19 protein-coding genes are annotated in these 17580 nt (G+C 65.2%); 8 read left to right on the forward strand and 11 right to left on the reverse strand.

Features of this window, described 5'->3' with window-relative positions; all coding sequences use genetic code 11:
* Positions 1 to 38: 38 nt before the first annotated feature.
* The 6 genes from ACEN2S_RS09795 to ACEN2S_RS09820 all read right to left on the reverse strand — a co-directional run bounded on the left by ACEN2S_RS09795 (position 39) and on the right by ACEN2S_RS09820 (position 4765).
* Positions 39 to 758 carry a sulfate/molybdate ABC transporter ATP-binding protein gene (locus ACEN2S_RS09795; protein ID WP_441865616.1) on the reverse strand — a complete coding sequence of 240 codons (720 nt, stop codon included), beginning with the start codon at positions 756 to 758 and terminating at the stop codon, positions 39 to 41.
* 1 nt (position 759) lies between these two features.
* Positions 760 to 1644 carry a sulfate ABC transporter permease subunit CysW gene (cysW, locus tag ACEN2S_RS09800; protein WP_441865619.1) on the reverse strand — a complete coding sequence of 295 codons (885 nt, stop codon included), beginning with the start codon at positions 1642 to 1644 and terminating at the stop codon, positions 760 to 762.
* Entirely contained in the window at positions 1637 to 2470 is an 834-nt protein-coding gene (gene cysT, locus ACEN2S_RS09805; protein WP_441865621.1) for a sulfate ABC transporter permease subunit CysT, read from the reverse strand. Before cysT ends, cysW begins: the two co-directional genes overlap by 8 nt.
* Before the next feature lie 6 nt (positions 2471 to 2476).
* On the reverse strand, positions 2477 to 3469 hold the full coding sequence (locus ACEN2S_RS09810; protein ID WP_441866145.1) for a sulfate ABC transporter substrate-binding protein: 993 nt from the start codon (positions 3467 to 3469) through the stop codon (positions 2477 to 2479).
* A 296-nt stretch (positions 3470 to 3765) separates the two neighbouring features.
* Entirely contained in the window at positions 3766 to 4122 is a 357-nt protein-coding gene (locus ACEN2S_RS09815) for a hypothetical protein (protein ID WP_441865623.1), read from the reverse strand.
* Between the two features lie 181 nt (positions 4123 to 4303).
* Positions 4304 to 4765 (reverse strand): RrF2 family transcriptional regulator, encoded by a 462-nt coding sequence (locus ACEN2S_RS09820; RefSeq protein WP_441865625.1) that lies wholly within the window; start codon positions 4763 to 4765, stop codon positions 4304 to 4306.
* A gap of 175 nt (positions 4766 to 4940) precedes the next feature.
* Between ACEN2S_RS09820 and ACEN2S_RS09825 the strand changes: the two genes are divergently transcribed.
* On the forward strand, positions 4941 to 5414 hold the full coding sequence (locus tag ACEN2S_RS09825; protein WP_441865628.1) for an Lrp/AsnC family transcriptional regulator: 474 nt from the start codon (positions 4941 to 4943) through the stop codon (positions 5412 to 5414).
* Between the two features lie 15 nt (positions 5415 to 5429).
* Here the strand turns inward: ACEN2S_RS09825 and ACEN2S_RS09830 are convergent, their stop codons facing one another.
* The 3 genes from ACEN2S_RS09830 to ACEN2S_RS09840 all read right to left on the reverse strand — a co-directional run bounded on the left by ACEN2S_RS09830 (position 5430) and on the right by ACEN2S_RS09840 (position 7811).
* Entirely contained in the window at positions 5430 to 6230 is an 801-nt protein-coding gene (locus ACEN2S_RS09830) for an inositol monophosphatase family protein (RefSeq protein ID WP_441865631.1), read from the reverse strand.
* Between the two features lie 64 nt (positions 6231 to 6294).
* Positions 6295 to 7122 carry a GNAT family N-acetyltransferase gene (locus tag ACEN2S_RS09835; RefSeq protein ID WP_441865634.1) on the reverse strand — a complete coding sequence of 276 codons (828 nt, stop codon included), beginning with the start codon at positions 7120 to 7122 and terminating at the stop codon, positions 6295 to 6297.
* Positions 7119 to 7811: a GntR family transcriptional regulator gene (locus ACEN2S_RS09840; RefSeq protein ID WP_441865637.1), complete on the reverse strand. Its 693-nt coding sequence runs from the start codon at positions 7809 to 7811 to the stop codon at positions 7119 to 7121. The genes ACEN2S_RS09835 and ACEN2S_RS09840 overlap by 4 nt, the downstream gene beginning before the upstream one ends.
* Positions 7812 to 8090: 279 nt before the next feature.
* Here ACEN2S_RS09840 and ACEN2S_RS09845 point away from each other — a divergent pair, with 279 nt between their 5' ends.
* The 5 genes from ACEN2S_RS09845 (at position 8091) to ACEN2S_RS09865 (ending at position 12847) form a co-directional block, all read left to right on the forward strand.
* On the forward strand, positions 8091 to 9065 hold the full coding sequence (locus ACEN2S_RS09845; protein WP_441865640.1) for an ABC transporter ATP-binding protein: 975 nt from the start codon (positions 8091 to 8093) through the stop codon (positions 9063 to 9065).
* Positions 9066 to 9096: 31 nt separating this feature from the next.
* Positions 9097 to 10362: an ABC transporter substrate-binding protein gene (locus ACEN2S_RS09850; RefSeq protein WP_441865643.1), complete on the forward strand. Its 1266-nt coding sequence runs from the start codon at positions 9097 to 9099 to the stop codon at positions 10360 to 10362.
* 119 nt (positions 10363 to 10481) lie between these two features.
* Positions 10482 to 11345 carry an ABC transporter permease gene (locus ACEN2S_RS09855; protein ID WP_441865646.1) on the forward strand — a complete coding sequence of 288 codons (864 nt, stop codon included), beginning with the start codon at positions 10482 to 10484 and terminating at the stop codon, positions 11343 to 11345.
* Position 11346: 1 nt separating this feature from the next.
* Complete coding sequence (locus ACEN2S_RS09860; protein ID WP_441865649.1) at positions 11347 to 12183, forward strand: ABC transporter permease; 837 nt, start codon at positions 11347 to 11349, stop codon at positions 12181 to 12183.
* A 1-nt stretch (position 12184) separates the two neighbouring features.
* Positions 12185 to 12847, forward strand: coding sequence for an aspartate/glutamate racemase family protein (locus tag ACEN2S_RS09865; protein WP_441865651.1), 663 nt, complete (start codon positions 12185 to 12187; stop codon positions 12845 to 12847).
* 22 nt (positions 12848 to 12869) lie between these two features.
* Here ACEN2S_RS09865 and ACEN2S_RS09870 read toward each other — a convergent pair whose 3' ends face one another.
* The gene (locus ACEN2S_RS09870) at positions 12870 to 13340 is read right to left on the reverse strand and encodes a DNA polymerase III subunit chi (RefSeq protein ID WP_441865654.1); all 471 of its coding nucleotides are present in this window, start codon (positions 13338 to 13340) and stop codon (positions 12870 to 12872) included.
* 1 nt (position 13341) lies between these two features.
* Positions 13342 to 14811, reverse strand: a complete 1470-nt coding sequence (locus ACEN2S_RS09875) for a leucyl aminopeptidase (RefSeq protein ID WP_441865657.1) — start codon at positions 14809 to 14811, stop codon at positions 13342 to 13344.
* A gap of 462 nt (positions 14812 to 15273) precedes the next feature.
* On the opposite strand from ACEN2S_RS09875, the gene lptF reads away from it, so the two are divergent.
* Positions 15274 to 16449 carry an LPS export ABC transporter permease LptF gene (gene lptF / locus ACEN2S_RS09880; RefSeq protein WP_441865660.1) on the forward strand — a complete coding sequence of 392 codons (1176 nt, stop codon included), beginning with the start codon at positions 15274 to 15276 and terminating at the stop codon, positions 16447 to 16449.
* Complete coding sequence (gene lptG / locus ACEN2S_RS09885; protein WP_441865663.1) at positions 16446 to 17570, forward strand: LPS export ABC transporter permease LptG; 1125 nt, start codon at positions 16446 to 16448, stop codon at positions 17568 to 17570. Before lptF ends, lptG begins: the two co-directional genes overlap by 4 nt.
* Positions 17571 to 17580 lie beyond the last annotated feature (10 nt).

A 17580-nucleotide genomic window follows, 5' to 3' on the forward strand; every position in this document is an offset into this window, starting at 1 on the left:
CCCCGGCTCCCGTGCCCCCCGGCTCCCGTGCCCCCGTCTCAGGCCGTGATGAATTCCCGCACAAAGGGCGTTGCGGGGCGGGCGCGGATGTCGGCGGGCCGCCCGATCTGCTCGATCCGGCCCATCGACATCACCACCACCAGATCGGCCAGCTCCATCGCCTCTTCCTGATCATGGGTCACGAAAACCGTGGTCAGGCCGGTGGTGTCATGGATCTCGCGCAGCCCTTGCCGCAATTCGCGCCGCACGCGGGCATCAAGGGCACCGAAGGGTTCATCGAGGAGCAGCATCCGCGGCTCGATCGCCAGCGCGCGCGCGAGGGCCACCCGCTGCCGCTGCCCGCCCGAAAGCTGGCTGGGATAGCGGCTGCCGATCTGCGGCAGCTGGATCAGCTCCAGCAGTTTCGTCACCCGGCGGGTGATTTCCGCCGCCGGGGGCCGGGTGGCGCGGGGCCGCGCGCGCAGGCCATAGGCGATGTTTTCAAACACCGTCATGTGGCGGAAAAGCGCGTAGGACTGGAACACAAAGCCCGCCCGCCGTTCCTGCACGCTGAGCCCGGTGGCATCTGATCCGTCAAAAAGCACCCGCCCCGATGTTGGAAATTCCAGCCCGCCCAAGATGCGCAACAGCGTGGTTTTGCCCGAGCCCGAGGGCCCCAGAAGCGCCACCAGCGCGCCGGAGGGAATGGACAGGCTGACCGGATGCAGCGCGGTGGTTGCGCCGAATTCTTTAGCGATTTCATCAATGTCGATGTGCATCTTAAACTCCCTGACGGCGGTGATGGGCGGCGAGTTGATCGGCATGTTTCCATTCCAGCAGGATCTTCACCCCCAGGGTCACGAGGGCCAGCACCGACAAAAGTGCCGCCATGGAAAAGGCCGCGATGGTGAGATATTCGTTGTAATTCATCTCGATGGTGATCGGCATGGTGGCGGTCTGCCCCCGGATGCGGCCCGAGACGACGGCGACCGCGCCGAACTCTCCCATCGCGCGGGCATTGGCGAGGAGCACGCCATAGAGAAGTGCCCAGCGGATGTTCGGCAGCGTCACCGTGCGAAACACCCGCCAGCCGCCCGCGCCCAGCGTCAGCGCCGCCTCTTCCTCGGCCCGGCCCTGCTCGATCATCACCGGAATGATCTCGCGCGCGATGAAGGGGAAGGTGATGAAGGTGGTGGCAAGGACGAGGCCCGGCAGCGCGAAAATCACCGGAAAGCCGCTGGCGACGAGATAGCCGCCGAGGCTGGAATGCGCGCCGAGAAGCAGGACGAGGCAGAGGCCCGCGACCACGGGCGAGACCGAAAACGGCAGGTCGATCAGGGTAATCAGCAGCGCCTTGCCCGGAAAATCGAATTTGGTGATCGCCCAGGCGGCGGCGAGGCCGAAGAGGATGTTGAGCGGCAGCGCCAGCGCGGTGACAGTGAGTGTCAGCCGCACCGCCGAAGCCGCATCCGGCGTGGCGAGCGCGGCGAGTGCCGCCATCGGCCCTTTGGCCAGCGCCTCGGCAAAGACCACGAACAGGGGCGCGAAGAGGAGGAGCGCCAGTACCGCGACGGTGCCAAGGATCAGCAGGCGGCGGAGCCAGGGTGCCTCTTCGGTGGGGGCGCGAAAGCGATGCGCCGCAGTGGGGGGAGCAAGGTCAGACAAGGCCAATCCTCCGGCGGGTCCAGATCTGGACGAGGTTGAGCGCCAGCAAAAGCGCGAAGGAAATGAACAGCATGGCAATGCCGATGGCCGCCGCGCCGTCATAGTTGAACTCTTCCAGCCGGATGACGATGAGCAGCGGCGCGATCTCGGTTTTCAGCGGGATATTCCCGGCGATGAAGATGACCGAACCATACTCCCCCACCCCGCGCGCGAGGCTGAGGGCAAAGCCGGTCATCGCGGCGGGGGTCAGCATCGGCAGAATGATCCGGCGGATCGTATAGGCGCGGCTGGCGCCCAATGTGGCCGAGGCCTCCTCGACCTCGCGGTCGATCTCTTCCATCACCGGCTGCAGGGTGCGGGTGACAAAGGGCAGGCCGACAAAGACCAGCGCGATCAGGATGCCCCATTGGCTATAGGCGATCTTCAGCCCGAAGTCCTTGGCAAGGCTGCCAAAAGCACCATTCGGGGCATAGAGCGTGGTCAGCGCGATCCCCGCCACGGCAGTGGGCAAGGCGAAGGGCAGATCCACCGCCGCATCGATCAGCCGCCGCCCCGGAAAGTGGTAGCGCACAAGGATCCAGGCCAGCACCGCGCCAAAGATCAGGTTGATCAGCGCCGCGAAGGCCGCGAGGCGGAACGACAGCGCGAGCGCCGCCCAGGTCCGCTCATTATGCACCGCCTGCCAGAGCGGGACCGGCCCGAAGGCCAGCCCCTTTCCCAAAAGCGCGCCGATCGGCAGGATCACGATCAGGCCCAGCAGGGCGAGGGTGATCCCCATCGACAGGCCAAAGCCCGGCAGCGCGGAACGGGGGGTGAAACTACGCATGGGCCCTCACTTCGCGGTGTAGATCTGGTCAAAGATGCCGCCATCGCCGAACTGTTCGGGCTGCACCTTGGCCCAGCCGCCGAGATCGTCGATGGTCACCAGATCCAGCTTCGGAAACCGGGCGACATCGGCCGGATCCGCCTTGGACGCGTCCCAGCCACGGTAGTAATGTTTGAAGGCCAGCGCCTGCCCCTCCGGCGTATAGAGGAAATCGAGATAGGCATTGGCGAGCGCCCGCTGATCCTCGGATTTGATGTTCGCCTCGACCAGCGCCACCGGCGGCTCGGCCAGAACCGAGACGCTGGGGACCACGATCTCGAACTGATCGGCGCCCAACTCATCGAGTGCCAGATAGGCCTCGTTTTCCCAGGCCAAGAGCACATCGCCCATGCCGCGTTGGGCGAAAGTGGTGGTGGCGCCACGCGCGCCGGTATCCAGCACCGGCACATGTTTGAAAAGATCACCAAGGAAGGCTTTGGGATCCTTGCCGTTTTTCTCGGCCCAGGCCCAGGCGGCAAGGTAATTCCAGCGCGCACCGCCAGAGGTTTTCGGGTTGGGCGTGATCACCTCCACCCCGTCCTGCACCAGATCGCCCCAGTCCTTGATCCCCTTGGGGTTCCCCGCCCGCACCAGAAACACGATGGTTGAGGTATAGGGCGAGGAATTGTGCGGCCGCGCCGCCTGCCAGTCGGCGGGGAGTTTCCCCGCCGCCGCGATCTTGTCGATGTCGGAGGCCAAAGCCAGCGTCACCACCTGCGCATCCAGCCCCTCGATCACCGCGCGGGCCTGCGCACCGGAACCGCCGTGGCTGGTCTGCAACTCAGGGGCCGGATGCCCTGCCGCCTGCCATTCCTTGGCAAAGACCTCATTCACCTCGCGGTAAAGTTCCCGCGTCGGGTCATAGGAGACGTTCAGGAGGCTCTCGGCATGGGCGGGCTGCCAGAGGCCCGACGCCAGCGAGAGCGCCAGCGCCGCCGCGAGGGTCAGCGTGGAAAACATCCCCGCCTCGGAAAAGCTGCGGCGGGACAGGGCGCGCGGCTCTGCCGCCTGACGGACCTGCGCCACCGGCCAGCCGGTCAGGCTGCGCCCGCCGGTCGAGATGGTGGCGCGGCCATCGGGCAGATGCCGCAGCAAGGGGCCCTGGGCGCTGACATGGCTGCCGATGGTGATGGTGGTGAACATTTCAATTTTCTCCGGATTCAACAGATTTTGCCGTTCGGCTTTCGGGGCAAGCCCGGCGAAGGACAGGATGGGGGCAAGGCCAAGGATCGTGTGGCCGTGAAGGAAATGCAGGCTCATGCGCGGCCCTCCCTGCTCAGATCGGGGCTCAGATCGGGGCGCAGATCGGGGGCATGGCGGCCGGTCATCGGCACCACCTCGACGCGCCAGTCGCGCGGGTCGCGGTTGCGCAGAAGGTCGGCCACCGCCTCCTCGGGGGCGCGGCTGTACAAGACCAGCGGCTGGCCCGAAATGCTGTGCGGTTTGCCGCTGGCGCGGTGGATCAGACGGATCCTGCAGCAGGGCGTTGCCATCCGGTGCATCGGCTGCAGCGCGGCTTGGGCAAGGGTCCCCCATTCAGGACGCCCCATGTCAGGGTGCCCCATATCAGGTCGGGAGCCATGCCGGGCCGGGGCGGTGATCGCGTAGGTCATCGGGTTCTCCTGTCGTCTGAGAGGCAGGCCACCATGGCGCCGCCTACCCTTTAATTACGACGGAGTTAGTCGTGTTTCGCAAGAGTTAAATCACGCTCTTTTTGGTCGTGATTATAGAATTGAATTCTCCCACCCCAAGGCGGAATCACTCAAGCGTCTGGAATGTATGGTGAAATAAACCCTACCCGAGGGCGGGCGCGTCCAGAACCTGTGCCGCAACCGGCGCAGAGCGCACCAGATCTGCCAGAGTCAGGGATTCGATCAGCACGAGATAGGACCAGAACAGCTCGGCAAACACCTTGCGGATGCGGCAGCTTTCCTCGTCGCTGCAATCCTCGCAGCGCTGATAACTGCCGCGCGACAGGCAGGGCAGCGGCGCGATCGGACCGTCGATCAGACGCAGCAATTCCGAGACAGAGACGGTCTCCGGCTCTTTGATCATCGCATAGCCGCCCATCCGGCCCCGGGTCGAGGCGAGGATGCCGGCGTTGCGCACTTCCAGCAGAATATGCTCCAGAAATCTTTTGGGCGTGCCCGAGCGGCTGGCGATCTCTTCGATGCGCAAAGACTTGCCCTCTCCGGCCCGCTCATCGGCCAGCACCATCAGTGCCTTGAGGGCATATTTCATCTTTTGCGTGATCATGGATCAGACCTAGGCCGAAATGCCGCGAGAATCAATCTTGACGCGCGGCCCTGCTGCGAATCCTGCATCAAATTCCGGTAATATACTGAAATACATACCTCTATTTAATCACGATAAATCTTGTAGATTTAAAGCGCAAAACTGTCATCATGAGGGGATGCAACGGAGGACGGGCATGGAAACGCTGGATCTGATCGACCGCAAGATCATCGCCGAGCTGATGCGCGATGCGACGGTGCCGGTGGCGCAGATCGCGGACCGGGTGGGCCTGTCGCAGACGCCCTGCTGGAAACGCATCCAGAAACTTGAGGCGCAGGGGATCATCACCGGCCGGGTGGCACGGGTGGATGCGCGCGCCATCGGCTTTGGCCTGACAGTGTTTGTGGGAATCGAGGCGCCCGCGCATGATCCCGACTGGCGTGCGCTGTTTCTGGCGGCGCTGGACACGATGCCCGAGGTGATGAGCGCGCATCGGATGGCAGGGGCGATGGATTACCTCTTGCGCGTCGCGGTGCCGGACATGCCCGCCTATGATGCGTTTTACCTGCGGCTGACCGAGGCGGTGCCGATCCGCAATGTCACCTCGCATTTCGCGATGGAGACCCTGACCGAGCGCAGCGCCTATCCGATTGACACCCGCTCGCGCTGATCGCGGGCCCAGGGTTCAGCCCCCCGCCTGCGCCACCAGATCCTCGAGCGCGGCCCGCAGATGCGGCGGCGCGGCGAGGATCCTGCCGCCCGCCAAGAGCCCCTCCGGCCCCGGAAAGTCGCAATGCCAGCCCCCCGCCTCGCGCAGGATGCACAGCGAAGCCATGCAATCCCAGGCGTTGATATGCCCTTCATAATAAGCACATAGCCGCCCGCAGGCGACATGGGTCAGCATCAATGCGCCCGAGCCGGTGCGGATGAACATGCCCCCCGCCTGCATCAATGCCGCCAGAAAACCGGTGATCCCGGCCAGCGGTATGCGGAAATTCGCGCCCATGCCGGTCAGCCCCCGGTCGATCCGTGCCGCGTGGTTCACCGAGATCGGTTGGCCGTTCAGAAACGCGCCCTGCCCCGCCCGGGCGGTGAACAGCTCCCCCGTGGCGGGTTGCAGCACGAGGCCCAGCTCCGGCACCCCGTCCCGCATCAACGCGATCGAGATGCACCAATCGTTCAGCCCAGCGACGAACAGGCTGGTGCCATCAATCGGGTCCACCACCCAGAGATAGCCGTTCTGGCCGGGGTGCAGCCCCTGCTCTTCGCCCAGAAAGCCATCCTCGGGAAAGGCCTGCATGAGCTGGCCACGGATCAGCGCCTCCACCGCGCGGTCGGCCTGCGTGACGACATCCTGCCCCTCAGCCTTGGTCTCCAGCCGCAGCTGGGTCAGATCGGCGAAATACCGGGCGGCCAGATCGCCCGCCGCCAGGATCACCCGATGGGCAAGGTCAAAGCGCGGATCGGCGGCGCGGTCGGGATGCATGAAACCTCCGGGGTTGGCTGCCGCCACTCTGACGGTTTTCGGGCCGGGAACAAGGCCGGGCCACTCAGCCCAGCTCCATCGTCGCAACCGCCTGTGCCATCGGGCCGGGTTCGGGCGCCGCACCCTTGTACATGCGGGCGGTGCGAAAGGTCTCAACCATCCCATCGCGCGCCAAAAGCGCTGCCAATTCCGTGTTTTGCTCGGGGATGTCAACGATCACCGGCCCCGGAAACCCGGCCGCCGCCGCCGCGATCATCGCATGGGCGCTGGCGGCATCCGGCGCGATCACCGGGCCGATCTTGACCCCGCGCCCACAGGCCCGCGCGGTGACAAAGCCCCGGCCATCCGCCCGGACCCATGTGTGCCGCGCGGGGGCCGCCGCCAGCCATGCGCGCAAGAACGCGGGCCGCGCATAGCCCTGCGCCGCAGCATCGAGCGCGGTGAGGGCGGGCAGATCGTCCTCTGTATAGAGGCGCAGTTCGGGCGCTGAGCGTTTGGAATCAGAGGACAAATCCCCCTCCCACCGCAGCGTCGCGCCCTGCCGCAGAAAGCCGGACTTGGCGTAATTCGCCTCCTGTGCCGCGACACCATCGAGGCCGATGGTCCGTCCCCCCGCATGCGCCAGCCCCGCCTGCCAGAGCGCCCAGCCATGCCCCTGCCCGCGCCATTCGGGACGGCAGAGATAAAGGCCCAGAAACGCCATGCTGTCGGAATGGTTCACCACCGAAACGGCCGCCACCGGTGCGCCCGCCACTTCCGCCAGCAAGAACCCCGCCGGATCACTGGCGTGAAAGGCCGCCGCATCGTCCAGACCGGGGTTCCAGCCCTCGGCCGCCGCCCAGGTCAGCACCTGCTCCAACTCGGGCAAGGTCATCGGCCGGATCACCCTCATTGCAGCGCCTCCTTCAGCGAGCGCGGCACCGAGGGCAGATTGCGCAGATCGAGCGAGGAGACCAGATCGACCAGATGGCTTTTCATCAGCTCTTCCGCCCGGCTGCCATCCCGCTCGGCCAAAGACCGCAAGAGCGCGTGATGCGCATGGCTTTCGCACAAAGCATTCCGCCGCTGCCAATAGAGCGCGATGATCAGCGAGGACCGCGCGATGAGCTGGGTGATGAAATCGGCAATCGTCGCCTGATCGGCAATCCGCGCAATCTCGATGTGAAAGAGCCCCGAGAGGCGCAGCGCCTTGCCCGCATCGCCCGTGCGCAGGGCCTCATGCTCTTCGTCGATATGCGCTTGCAGCCGCAGGATATCCGCCGCCGTGGCCCGTTCCGCCGCCGACCGCGCGGTGCGCGGCTCCAGCAGCGCGCGCGCCTCGAACACTTCGCGCGCCTCGCGCACCGTTGGCTGCGCCACATAGGCGCCGCGGTTGCGCTTCAGCTCGACCAGACGGTCATGCGCCAGCTCTTGCAGCGCCGCGCGCACCACCGTGCGGCTGACGCCGTAAATCTCGCCCACCTCATCTTCCGACAGCTTGGTGCCCGGCGCCAGACGGTGCTCGTGAATGGCCAGCGCCAGACGCCCGGCCACGCTGCCGCTGCTGCCATCCATGCCCAGCCTGCTGTCATCCATCATCATTCCACCTTTTCCCGGTGCGCCCGTCGAAACCGGACCTTGGGGCCGATTCTTCTGGTTTTACCCGCCAAGGGCAAGAGCGCAGTGGCCCCGCGCAATCGCAGACATAATTGTATACAATCAAGTTCAAAAAATTGGACGAAACTGCGGACAACCGCCCAAACTTTACGCAAAGCCGGTTTCCGCCGCCGATTCCGGCAGATTTCCGTGCCCTTGCCGCAAAAACCGCGTGCAGCATCCCCTTATTCCCGCCGCCCACGGCAGAGAACGGACGGAGCATTCATGCGGACAGGTGACGATCTGGAGATGGTCCATGTGACCAAAAGCTACGGCAAGACCGTGGCGGTGGACGATGTGAGCCATCTGTTTCGCGGCGGCAGCTATGTCTGCCTGCTCGGCCCCTCGGGCTGCGGCAAATCCTCAACCCTGCGGATGATCGCCGGGCATGAGAGCATCTCGGACGGCTCGATCCTGCTCTCAGGCAAGGATGTGAGCCACCTGCCGCCCGCCAAACGCGGCACGGCAATGATGTTTCAAAGCTATGCGCTGTTCCCGCATCTGAGCGTCACCGACAATGTCGGCTTCAGCCTGAAGATGAAGGGGATCGATGCCACAACCCGCCGCAAACGCGCGCTGGAACTGCTCGACCTCGTCGACATGACCCAATACGCCGACCGCCTGCCCGCGCAGCTTTCGGGCGGCCAGCAACAGCGGGTGGCGCTGGCCCGCGCGCTGATCACCGATCCGCAGGTCCTGCTGCTCGATGAGCCTTTGTCGGCGCTGGACCCGTTCCTGCGCATCCGCATGCGGGCCGAATTGAAGCGCCTGCAGCGCGAGCTGGGCATCAGCTTCATCCATGTCACCCATGGTCAGGATGAGGCGCTGGCGCTCGCCGATGAGGTGGTGGTGATGAACAACGCCAAGATTGAACAGGCGGGTTCCGCGCGCGAGATTTTCAACAGCCCGCGCACCGAATTCGTCGCCCGTTTCATGGGCGGCCATAACGTCTTGCACCTGCCGCAGGGGCATTTCGCCATCCGCGCCGATGCGGTGGCCCTGGCCGCCGCGGGCACCGAGGCCGTGGTGCGCAGCGTCGAATATCAGGGCGCGCATGTGGCCCTGACGACTGAGGCGGCAGGCCAGCAAGAGGTCGTCGCCCTGATTCCGGAGGCCGCCTATTTCGCCGATCCGAAACACCCCGGCGATGCGGTTTGCCTCGCCTGGGACGAGGGGCGGCTGCACCGCCTCCAAGCTTAATCTCAACCCCGACATCAGACCGGAGAGACCAATGACGACAGGGACTATGAACCGCCGCAATCTGCTGAAAACCGGCGCCGCCGCCGTGGCCGCCAGCGCCTTTCCGGCGCCGATGATCTGGGCGCAGAACATCAAGAACATCACCCTGCGCCAGTTCGGCACCGGGGTGTCGAACCTGAATGACGTGGCGAACAAGGTCAAGGAAGACCTTGGATTCACACTGGAAATGACCGCACTCGACTCGGATGCCGTCACCCAGCGCGCCGCCACCCAGCCCGACAGCTTTGACATTGCCGATATCGAATACTGGATCTGCAAAAAGGTCTGGCCGACCGGCAATCTGCAGGCGATGGACACGTCGAAGATCAAGAATTACGACAAGATCGTCGGCATTTTCCGCAATGGCAAACTGACCCCGGAAAGCGTGATCGCCCAAGGCACCGCGCCGCATACGGTGGGCTTTACCTCCGGCCCCGGCGGCAAAGATTTCGTGGCCGAAGAATCCGGCTGGATGACCCTGATCCCGACGATTTATAACGCCGACACCCTCGGCATCCGCCCCGATCTGATCGGCCGCCCGATCGAGAGCTGGACCGAGCTGCTGAACCCCGAATTCAAGGGTAAAGCCAGCATCCTCGACATCTCCTCGATCGGGATCATGGATGCGGCGATGGTCTGCGAGGCCATGGGCGAGATCACCTATGGCGACAAGGGCAACATGACCCGCGAAGAGATCGACAAGACGATGGCGATCTTTACCGAGGCCAAAAAAGCCGGACAATTCCGCAGCTTCTGGAAGACCTTTGACGAGAGCGTCAACCTGATGGCGAGCGGAGAAGTGGTGATCCAGTCGATGTGGTCGCCCGCGATCACCGCCGTCAAATCGCGCGGCATCGAATGCGTCTACCAGCCGCTGAAAGAGGGCTATCGCAGCTGGGGTGGCGGTCTTGGCCTCTCGAGCAGCCTGAGCGGGATCGAGCTCGACGCCGCCTATGAATACATCAACTGGTATCTCTCGGGCTGGGTCGGCGGCTATCTGATGCGTCAGGGCTATTATTCGGCGGTGCCGGAAACCTCGAAAGAATTCATGTCCGCCGATGAATGGGGCTATTGGTTCGAGGGCAAGGCCGCGACGGGCGATATCACCTCGCCCACCGGCGACAAGTTGGCCGGTGCGGGCGATGTCCGCGATGGCGGCGCCTTTGCCGAGCGGATGGGCCGCGTCGCCTGCTGGAACTCGGTCATGGACGAAAACCAATACATGGTCCGCAAGTGGAACGAGTTCATCTCGGCCTGAGCCATCCCATGGGGCGGGGCCGCATGGTCCCGTCCTGACCCTGCATGACCTGCGCCGGGGGCCTGTCCCCGGCGCGCCACGCCCCGGCAGCGCCGCCCCCCTCACCAAGGTAAGACCCCGTGCAGAAATTGCTGAAATCCCGCAACCTGACCGGTTGGGCGCTGGCCTCGCCGCTGGTGGCCATTCTGGCGCTGTTCCTGATCCTGCCGATCTTCACCATCGTGGTGGTCAGTTTCTGGCAAGCCACCGAATTCTCGATCATCCCGGCGTTTTCCTGGGAGAATTACGATTTTCTCTTCGGCTCGCCGGTCACCTACCGGGTGTTCTGGAACACGCTGCGCTATGCGCTGATCACCTGGGCGATCACGCTCACTCTGGGCTTTACCATCGCCTATTATCTGGCCTTCCACATCCGCAGCCTGACCTGGCAGATTGCGCTGTTCCTCCTCTGCACGATCCCGTTCTGGACCTCAAACATCATCCGGATGATCTCCTGGATCCCGTTTCTGGGCCGCAATGGTCTGGCCAATTCGACGCTGATTTCCTGGGGCGTCATCGACCAGCCGCTGGATTGGCTCCTGTTTTCGGATTTCTCGGTGATCCTCGCCTTCGTGCATCTTTACACGCTGTTCATGGTGGTGCCGATCTTCAACACCATGATGCGCATCGACAAATCCCTGCTCGAGGCTGCCAATGACGCTGGTGCCACCGGCTTTCAGACGCTGGTCAATGTCATCATCCCGCTGACCAAGCCCGGCATCATGATCGGCTCGATCTTTGTGCTCACCTTGGTGATGGGCGATTTCATCACCGTGCGCTTCATGTCGGGCAGCCAGTCGGCCAATGTCGGCCGCCTGATCTCCAACGACATCGGCCTCTTGCAATACCCCTCCGCCGCCGCCACCGCGGTGGTGCTGTTGATCACCGTTCTCATCGTCATCGGGCTGCTCTTGCGCCTCGTCGATATCCGCAAGGAGTTGTGAGTTGGAACCGCGCCCGAAGTCCTTTTACATCCTCTCGGCCATTTTCGGCCTGTTCCTCCTGTTCCTCTACGGCCCCACGCTGACCATCGCGATCCTGTCGTTTCAGGGGCCGGAGGGCGGGCTGACCTTCCCGATGCGCGGCACCTCGCTGAACTGGTTCCGCGAACTGTTCCAGCAGCAGGCGGTGGGCGACATCTGGGGCAGCTTCCGCCGCTCGCTCGCGCTGGGGCTGATGGTGATGGTGACCACCGTTGTCGTCTCGGTGATGGGCGGCCTCGCCTTCCGCAAGAAATTCGCGGGCTCCGGCCTGCTCTTTTACCTCGTCATCGCTTCGCTGGTGATCCCGTCGATCCTCGTCTCGCTCGGCGTCGGGCTGATCTTTTCGCAAGCCGGGCTGCCGATCCATTGGGCGGGCTCGGGTTTTGGCTCGCAGCTGACCTGGACGCTGCCCTTTGGCCTTCTGATCATGTTCGCCGTCTTCAACCGCTTCAACGGCGCCTATGAAGAGGCCGCCCGCGATCAGGGCGCCAGCCCCTGGCAGACGATCCGCCATGTGGTGCTGCCGATCATCGCGCCCTCGCTGATCGGGGTGGCCCTGTTCGGCTTCACCCTCTCTTACGACGAATTCGCCCGCACGCTGCTGACGGCGGGCAGCTATAACACGCTGCCGCTCGAGATTTACGGCATGACCACCAATGTCACCACGCCGGTGATCTTTGCGCTCGGCACGCTGACCACGGTATTTTCCTTTGGCATCATCGGGGTGTTTCTGGTGACCGTGCTGGTGATGAACCGCCGCCGGGCGCGGGCCGGGTCGGATGCGGGCCGGGGTGTCTAAGATGAAGATCCTGATCCTGAACCCGAATTCAACGCAAGCGATGACCGACAGCATGCTGGCCGCCGCCCGCGCTGCCCTGCCCGAGGCCGAGATCACCGGCTGGACGAACCACGATGGCCCGCCCGCGATTCAGGGGCCGGAGGATGGCGAAGCGGCGGTGGCGGGCGCGCTCGCCCTCTTGCCCGCCGCCCGGGCCGAGGGGTTTCAGGCGATCGTGCTGGCCTGTTTCGACGATACCGGTCTGGCGCAGATCCGCCGCGCCGCATCCTGCCCGGTGCTGGGCATTGGCGAGGCTGCCTTTCACCTCGCCGCCCTTCAAGGTCAGCGGTTTGCGGTGGTGACAACGCTGCCGGTCTCGGTCCCGGTCATTGAGGAGAACATCGCCGCCTATGGTTTTGGCGGCATCTGCGCCGGGGTCGAGGCGAGCGGTCTGGCGGTGCTGGAGGTGGAGGAAGCCACCCCCGCCACGATGGCGCGGCTCTCGGCGGCGCTGACGGCGGCGGCGAAACCGGGGGTGGAGGCTTTGGTGCTGGGCTGCGCCGGGATGGCGCTCTTGCGGCCCGCCTTGCAGGAAACCAGCCCGCTGCCGCTGATTGACGGGGTGGCGGCGGCCTGTTGGCTGGCCACCGCGCTGATCCGTGCCGAGCGCGCCAAGGCCGCCTAAAGCATCACATCAAAAACAGCCGTTACCCGGCTGTTTTTTCGGCTTTCTTTTCCCATTTTCCGGAATCTTCACTCCAATATTCCGCCGCCGCCCCGGCCTCGGTCAGCGCTTTCCACTGGCCGCGGGCTTGGGCGAGCGCCTCGCCGTCATGGCCGTCGAAGAGAATCCAGACCCGCTCCATCGCGGCAATCTCGGGCACAGTCACCGCCGCGCCCTCGACCGTCATCACCGCCTTTGGCGCGTTCACGGCCGCCTGCCCGACATGGGTGAGCAGCACCGGCTGCAGGGCATCCGTCTCGCCCCCGGCGCGGCCATGCGGCAGGAAACTCTCGGGCCGCCCCTGCCAGAGCCGCTGATCCAGCCAATCCATCCGCCCCGGGTCCACGCCGCGCAGTTCCACCCGCCAGCCCGCCGCGACGGCGCGTTCCAGCAATTGCTGCGCCACCTCCTCCACCGAGGAGCGGGTCAGATGGTAAAACAGCGCGCGTCCCAAATCAGAGCGCCTCGAACTGGTCGCGGATCAGCCGGTCGAGCGCCATCACGCCCCAGCCGGTCGCCCCCTTCGGCGCCAGATCGGTTTCCGACGGCGGCAAAGCCACCCCGGCGATGTCGAGATGCGCCCAGGGCGTGCCCGGCTTCACGAACCGCGCCAGAAACTGCGCCGCGGTGATCGAGCCGCCATAGCGCCCGCCGGTGTTCTTCATATCGGCCAGCCGCGATTTGATCATCGCGTCATAGGCGGGGCCCATCGGCATCCGCCATGCCCCCTCACCCTCGGCCTCTGCCGCGCGCAAAAACGCCGTGGCCAAAGTGTCATCATTCGAGAAAACACCGGCGTTTTCATGGCCCAGGGCGACAATGATCGCCCCGGTCAGCGTGGCGAGATTGATCATCGCTTTCGGCTGGAAGCGTTCCTGCGCGTACCAGAGCACATCGGCCAGCACCAAGCGCCCCTCGGCATCGGTGTTGATCACCTCGATCGTGTCGCCCTTCATCGAGCGGACGATGTCGCCCGGCCGCTGCGCCTTACCATCCGGCATATTCTCAACCAGACCGACAAGGCCCACCACATTGGCGCGGGATTTGCGCAGGGCGAGCGTGCGCATGACGCCCGCCACCACACCCGCGCCGCCCATGTCCATCGTCATCTCTTCCATGCCCGCCGCGGGTTTGATGGAAATACCGCCGGTGTCAAAGACCACGCCTTTGCCGACCAGCGCAAAGGGCGGCTCCTCGCCGCCGCCGTTCCACTGCATCACGACGACTTTCGAGGGGCTCTCCGAGCCCTGCCCGACACCCAAAAGCGCGCCCATGCCGAGATCGCGCAGCTCGGCCTCTTCCAGAATCTCGACCTCCAGCCCCAGCTCCTGCATCGCGGCGAGGCGGGCGGCAAAATCGTCTGTCGTCAGGATATTGGCGGGTTCATTCACCAGATCGCGGGTGAAGAAAATCCCCTCGGCCAGTGCCGCCATCGGCTGGGCGGCGGCGGCCAGGGCTTCGGGTTTCGCGGCCATAATCACCACCGCGCCGAGGGTTTTCGGGGCGGCGGATTTATGCGCCGCGAAATCATAGGCCCGGAGCGCCAGCCCGAAGGCGACATCCGCCGCCCGCGGGTGATTTTCGGCCAGCACCAGCGCGCCCGCCGCGCCCAAGGCCTTGCCAATGCCCGCCCCGGCGCGGCGCGCCTCGGCCAGACTGGCGCGGCGCGGCAGATGGATCAGCTGCACCGCCTCCGCGGCGAGGCCCGCCGGAAACGCCAGCTCCAGCCCCTCGCCCGCCTTCAGCGCGGTAAAAGCCGGGCTTTCCAGCGCCCGCGCGAGCGCGCCGCGCATCTGTTTGTCCAGCCGCCGCCCCGCCGGGCTCAACTTGCCCCCGGATTCGGCAAAGACCGCAATGCGGCCCGCTGCGGTCGTCAGCGCCTCAAGGTCGAGCGGTTGGAAATGGATCGAAACGGGATCGGTCATGGTCAGCTCCGGTGCGGATAACCCGGGGTTCGGGCAGATTGCCCGCAGCCTAGCCGCGCCCTGCCCGAATGAAAAGACACGGCGCCGTCGCAGGGCAAACGGCGGCGCCGCGCGGGAAAAGGCGGGTGCTGCAGGGGGCATCGGCCTGCCACCGGCGCGCGCCACATCCCGGATTGACCCGCCGGATTGGCCCCCCGGATTGCGCCCCCGCCCCAAGACCTGACGCGCCCGAGAGAGGCACTGAATCACGCGCGCCCGGCCCAAGGGAGCCGCACCGCAAGGCCGTCGCCCCCGGGCAAAAACCGCACTGTGCCCGCTGTCCGGGGATCACTTCGCCGCGCGAAGCGAAAATATGGGCGGAATGCAGCCTTCTGAGGCCCGCGCAAAATGCCACCGCCTCTTTCCCCGCCCCGCCGAACCCGCTAAGAAAAAGCGGCACGCACACGGACCGGAGGCGCCGACTTGTCCAGATTGGACCGATATATCCTGGCGCAGCTGATGGGGCTATTTGGCTTTTTCGCGCTGGTGCTGGTCTCGGTTTATTGGGTCAATCAGGCGGTGCAGCTGTTTGACCGGCTGATCGGTGACGGGCAATCGGCGCTCGTCGTGCTGGAACTGACCGCGCTGACCCTGCCCTATGTGATCCGCCTCCTGCTGCCGCTCGCGGCCTTTGCCGCCACGATCTATGCGATCAACCGCATGTCGACCGAGAGCGAGCTGGTGGTGATGCAGGCCACCGGGCTCTCGCCCTGGCGGATGGCGCGGCCGGTGCTGGTGTTCGGGGTGCTGGTCTCGGTCATGGTGGCGGTGCTGACGAATGAGCTGGTGCCCGCCGCCCGCGCGCGTCTGGCCGAGCGGCAATCCGAGATCAGCCAGAATGTCACCGCCCGCTTTCTGACCGAGGGCAGCTTCATGCATCCGGCGGCGGATGTGACGATTTACATTCGCGCGATCACCGAACATGGCGAATTGATGGACCTGTTCCTGTCGGACGGGCGCAACCCGGCCAACCGCACGATCTATACCGCGCAAAAGGCGCTGATCGTGCGCGGGGCGGATGATGGCTCAACCCCGCCCAAGCTGATCATGTTTGACGGGATGGCGCAGGTGCTCGACCTGAACGACGCCCGGCTTTCGGTGACGCATTTCGCGGATTTCACCTATGATCTTGGGGGGTTGTTCAGCACCAGTGTCCGCCAGCGCTCGGATCTGCGCGAATGGGGTACCGGGTCGCTGATGTTTGATGCGCCCGATGTCATCGCGCAATCGGGCCGCACGCAGACGGATATCACCACCGAATTGCAAGAGCGTCTGGCGCTGCCGCTGTTGTCGCCGGTCTCGGCGATGCTGGGCTTTGCCGCGCTGATGCTGGGCGGGTTCAGCCGCTTTGGCGTCTGGAAACAAAGCGCGCTGGCGATTGCCGCGCTGATCCTCGTGCAGCTGTTGGTCAATACCTCGGCCGATGCGGTGCGGCGGATGCCAAGCGCCTGGCTGCTGCATTACCTGCCCGCCACCGTGGGCGCGGCAATTGCGCTTATGATGCTCTGGTGGGCCGCCCGCCCGCGCCGCATCCGGCCCCCGCTGGTGACGGAAGGGGCGGCACCCGGGCCGCAGGCGGGCGCGGAGACCGGCAGATGAGACTTTCGCTCTACCTCTCGCGGCGCTTTCTGGCTGCCTTTGTGATGATGCTGGGGATCTTTTTCGCCTTCCTCTTCATGATCGACATGGTCGAGCAGTTGCGCAAATTCACCTCTGCCGCGGTGGGGCTGCCGCAGGCGGCGGTGCTGTCGCTGCTGAATGTGCCGGCCAGCCTCTATTCGATCCTGCCGCTGATCATCGTGCTGGCGGCGATCGTGATGTTCCTTGGCCTCGCGCGCAATTCCGAGCTGGTGGTGATCCGCGCCGCGGGCCGCTCAGGCATGGCGATCGTGGCGGCGCCGATGGTGGTGGCGCTGGCGCTGGGCGGGCTTGGCGTGGCTTTCGTCAATCCCATCGTTGCCGCCACCTCGAAGCGGGTCGAAACGCTGAGCGAATCCTACCGCTCGGGCGGCAGTCAGACCATCTCCATCGACCGCGAAGGCGTCTGGCTGCGGCAGGGCGGCGGCGATGATGAGAACGGCGATGCGGGCGATGCAACGCAGGCGGTGATCCGGGCGGCGCGTGCCAATGCCGATGCCACCACGCTCTTTGACGTGACCTTCCTGATTTTCGCCCCGGAGAAAGGCCCGATCCGCCGGATCTCGGCCGATAAGGCCGTGCTGGGGCAAGGCCAATGGCGGCTGACCGGGGTCAAGGACTGGCGGCTGGCGGCCTCGGACAACCCCGAGCGGGATGCACTGGAGCTGCCGCAGCTCAATCTGCCCTCGGATCTGACGCCCGAGCGGATCCGCGACGGTTTTGGCAAGCCCTCGGCGATTCCCTTCTGGGAGCTGCCGGATTTCATCAACGGGCTGCAACGCGCGGGTTTTTCGGCACGGCGGCATCAGGTCTGGTTCCAGATGGAGCTGGCGCTGCCGCTGATGTTGGCGGCAATGGTGCTGGTGGCCGCGGGCTTTACCATGCGCCACAGCCGGATGGGCGGCACCGGGACCATGGTACTCTTGGCGCTGGCCTCGGGGTTGGCGGCATATTTCCTGCGCAATATGGCACAGGTTCTGGGGGATAACGGCCAGATCCCGGTGGCACTGGCGGCATGGATGCCGCCTGTGGTAGCGCTGTTGGCAGCGGGGGCGCTGCTCTTGGCACGCGAAGACGGATGAGGAAGACCAG

Origin of the sequence: Phaeovulum sp. W22_SRMD_FR3 (assembly GCF_052113705.1) — a bacterium.
In the GTDB taxonomy this organism is placed as follows: domain Bacteria; phylum Pseudomonadota; class Alphaproteobacteria; order Rhodobacterales; family Rhodobacteraceae; genus JBGQOG01.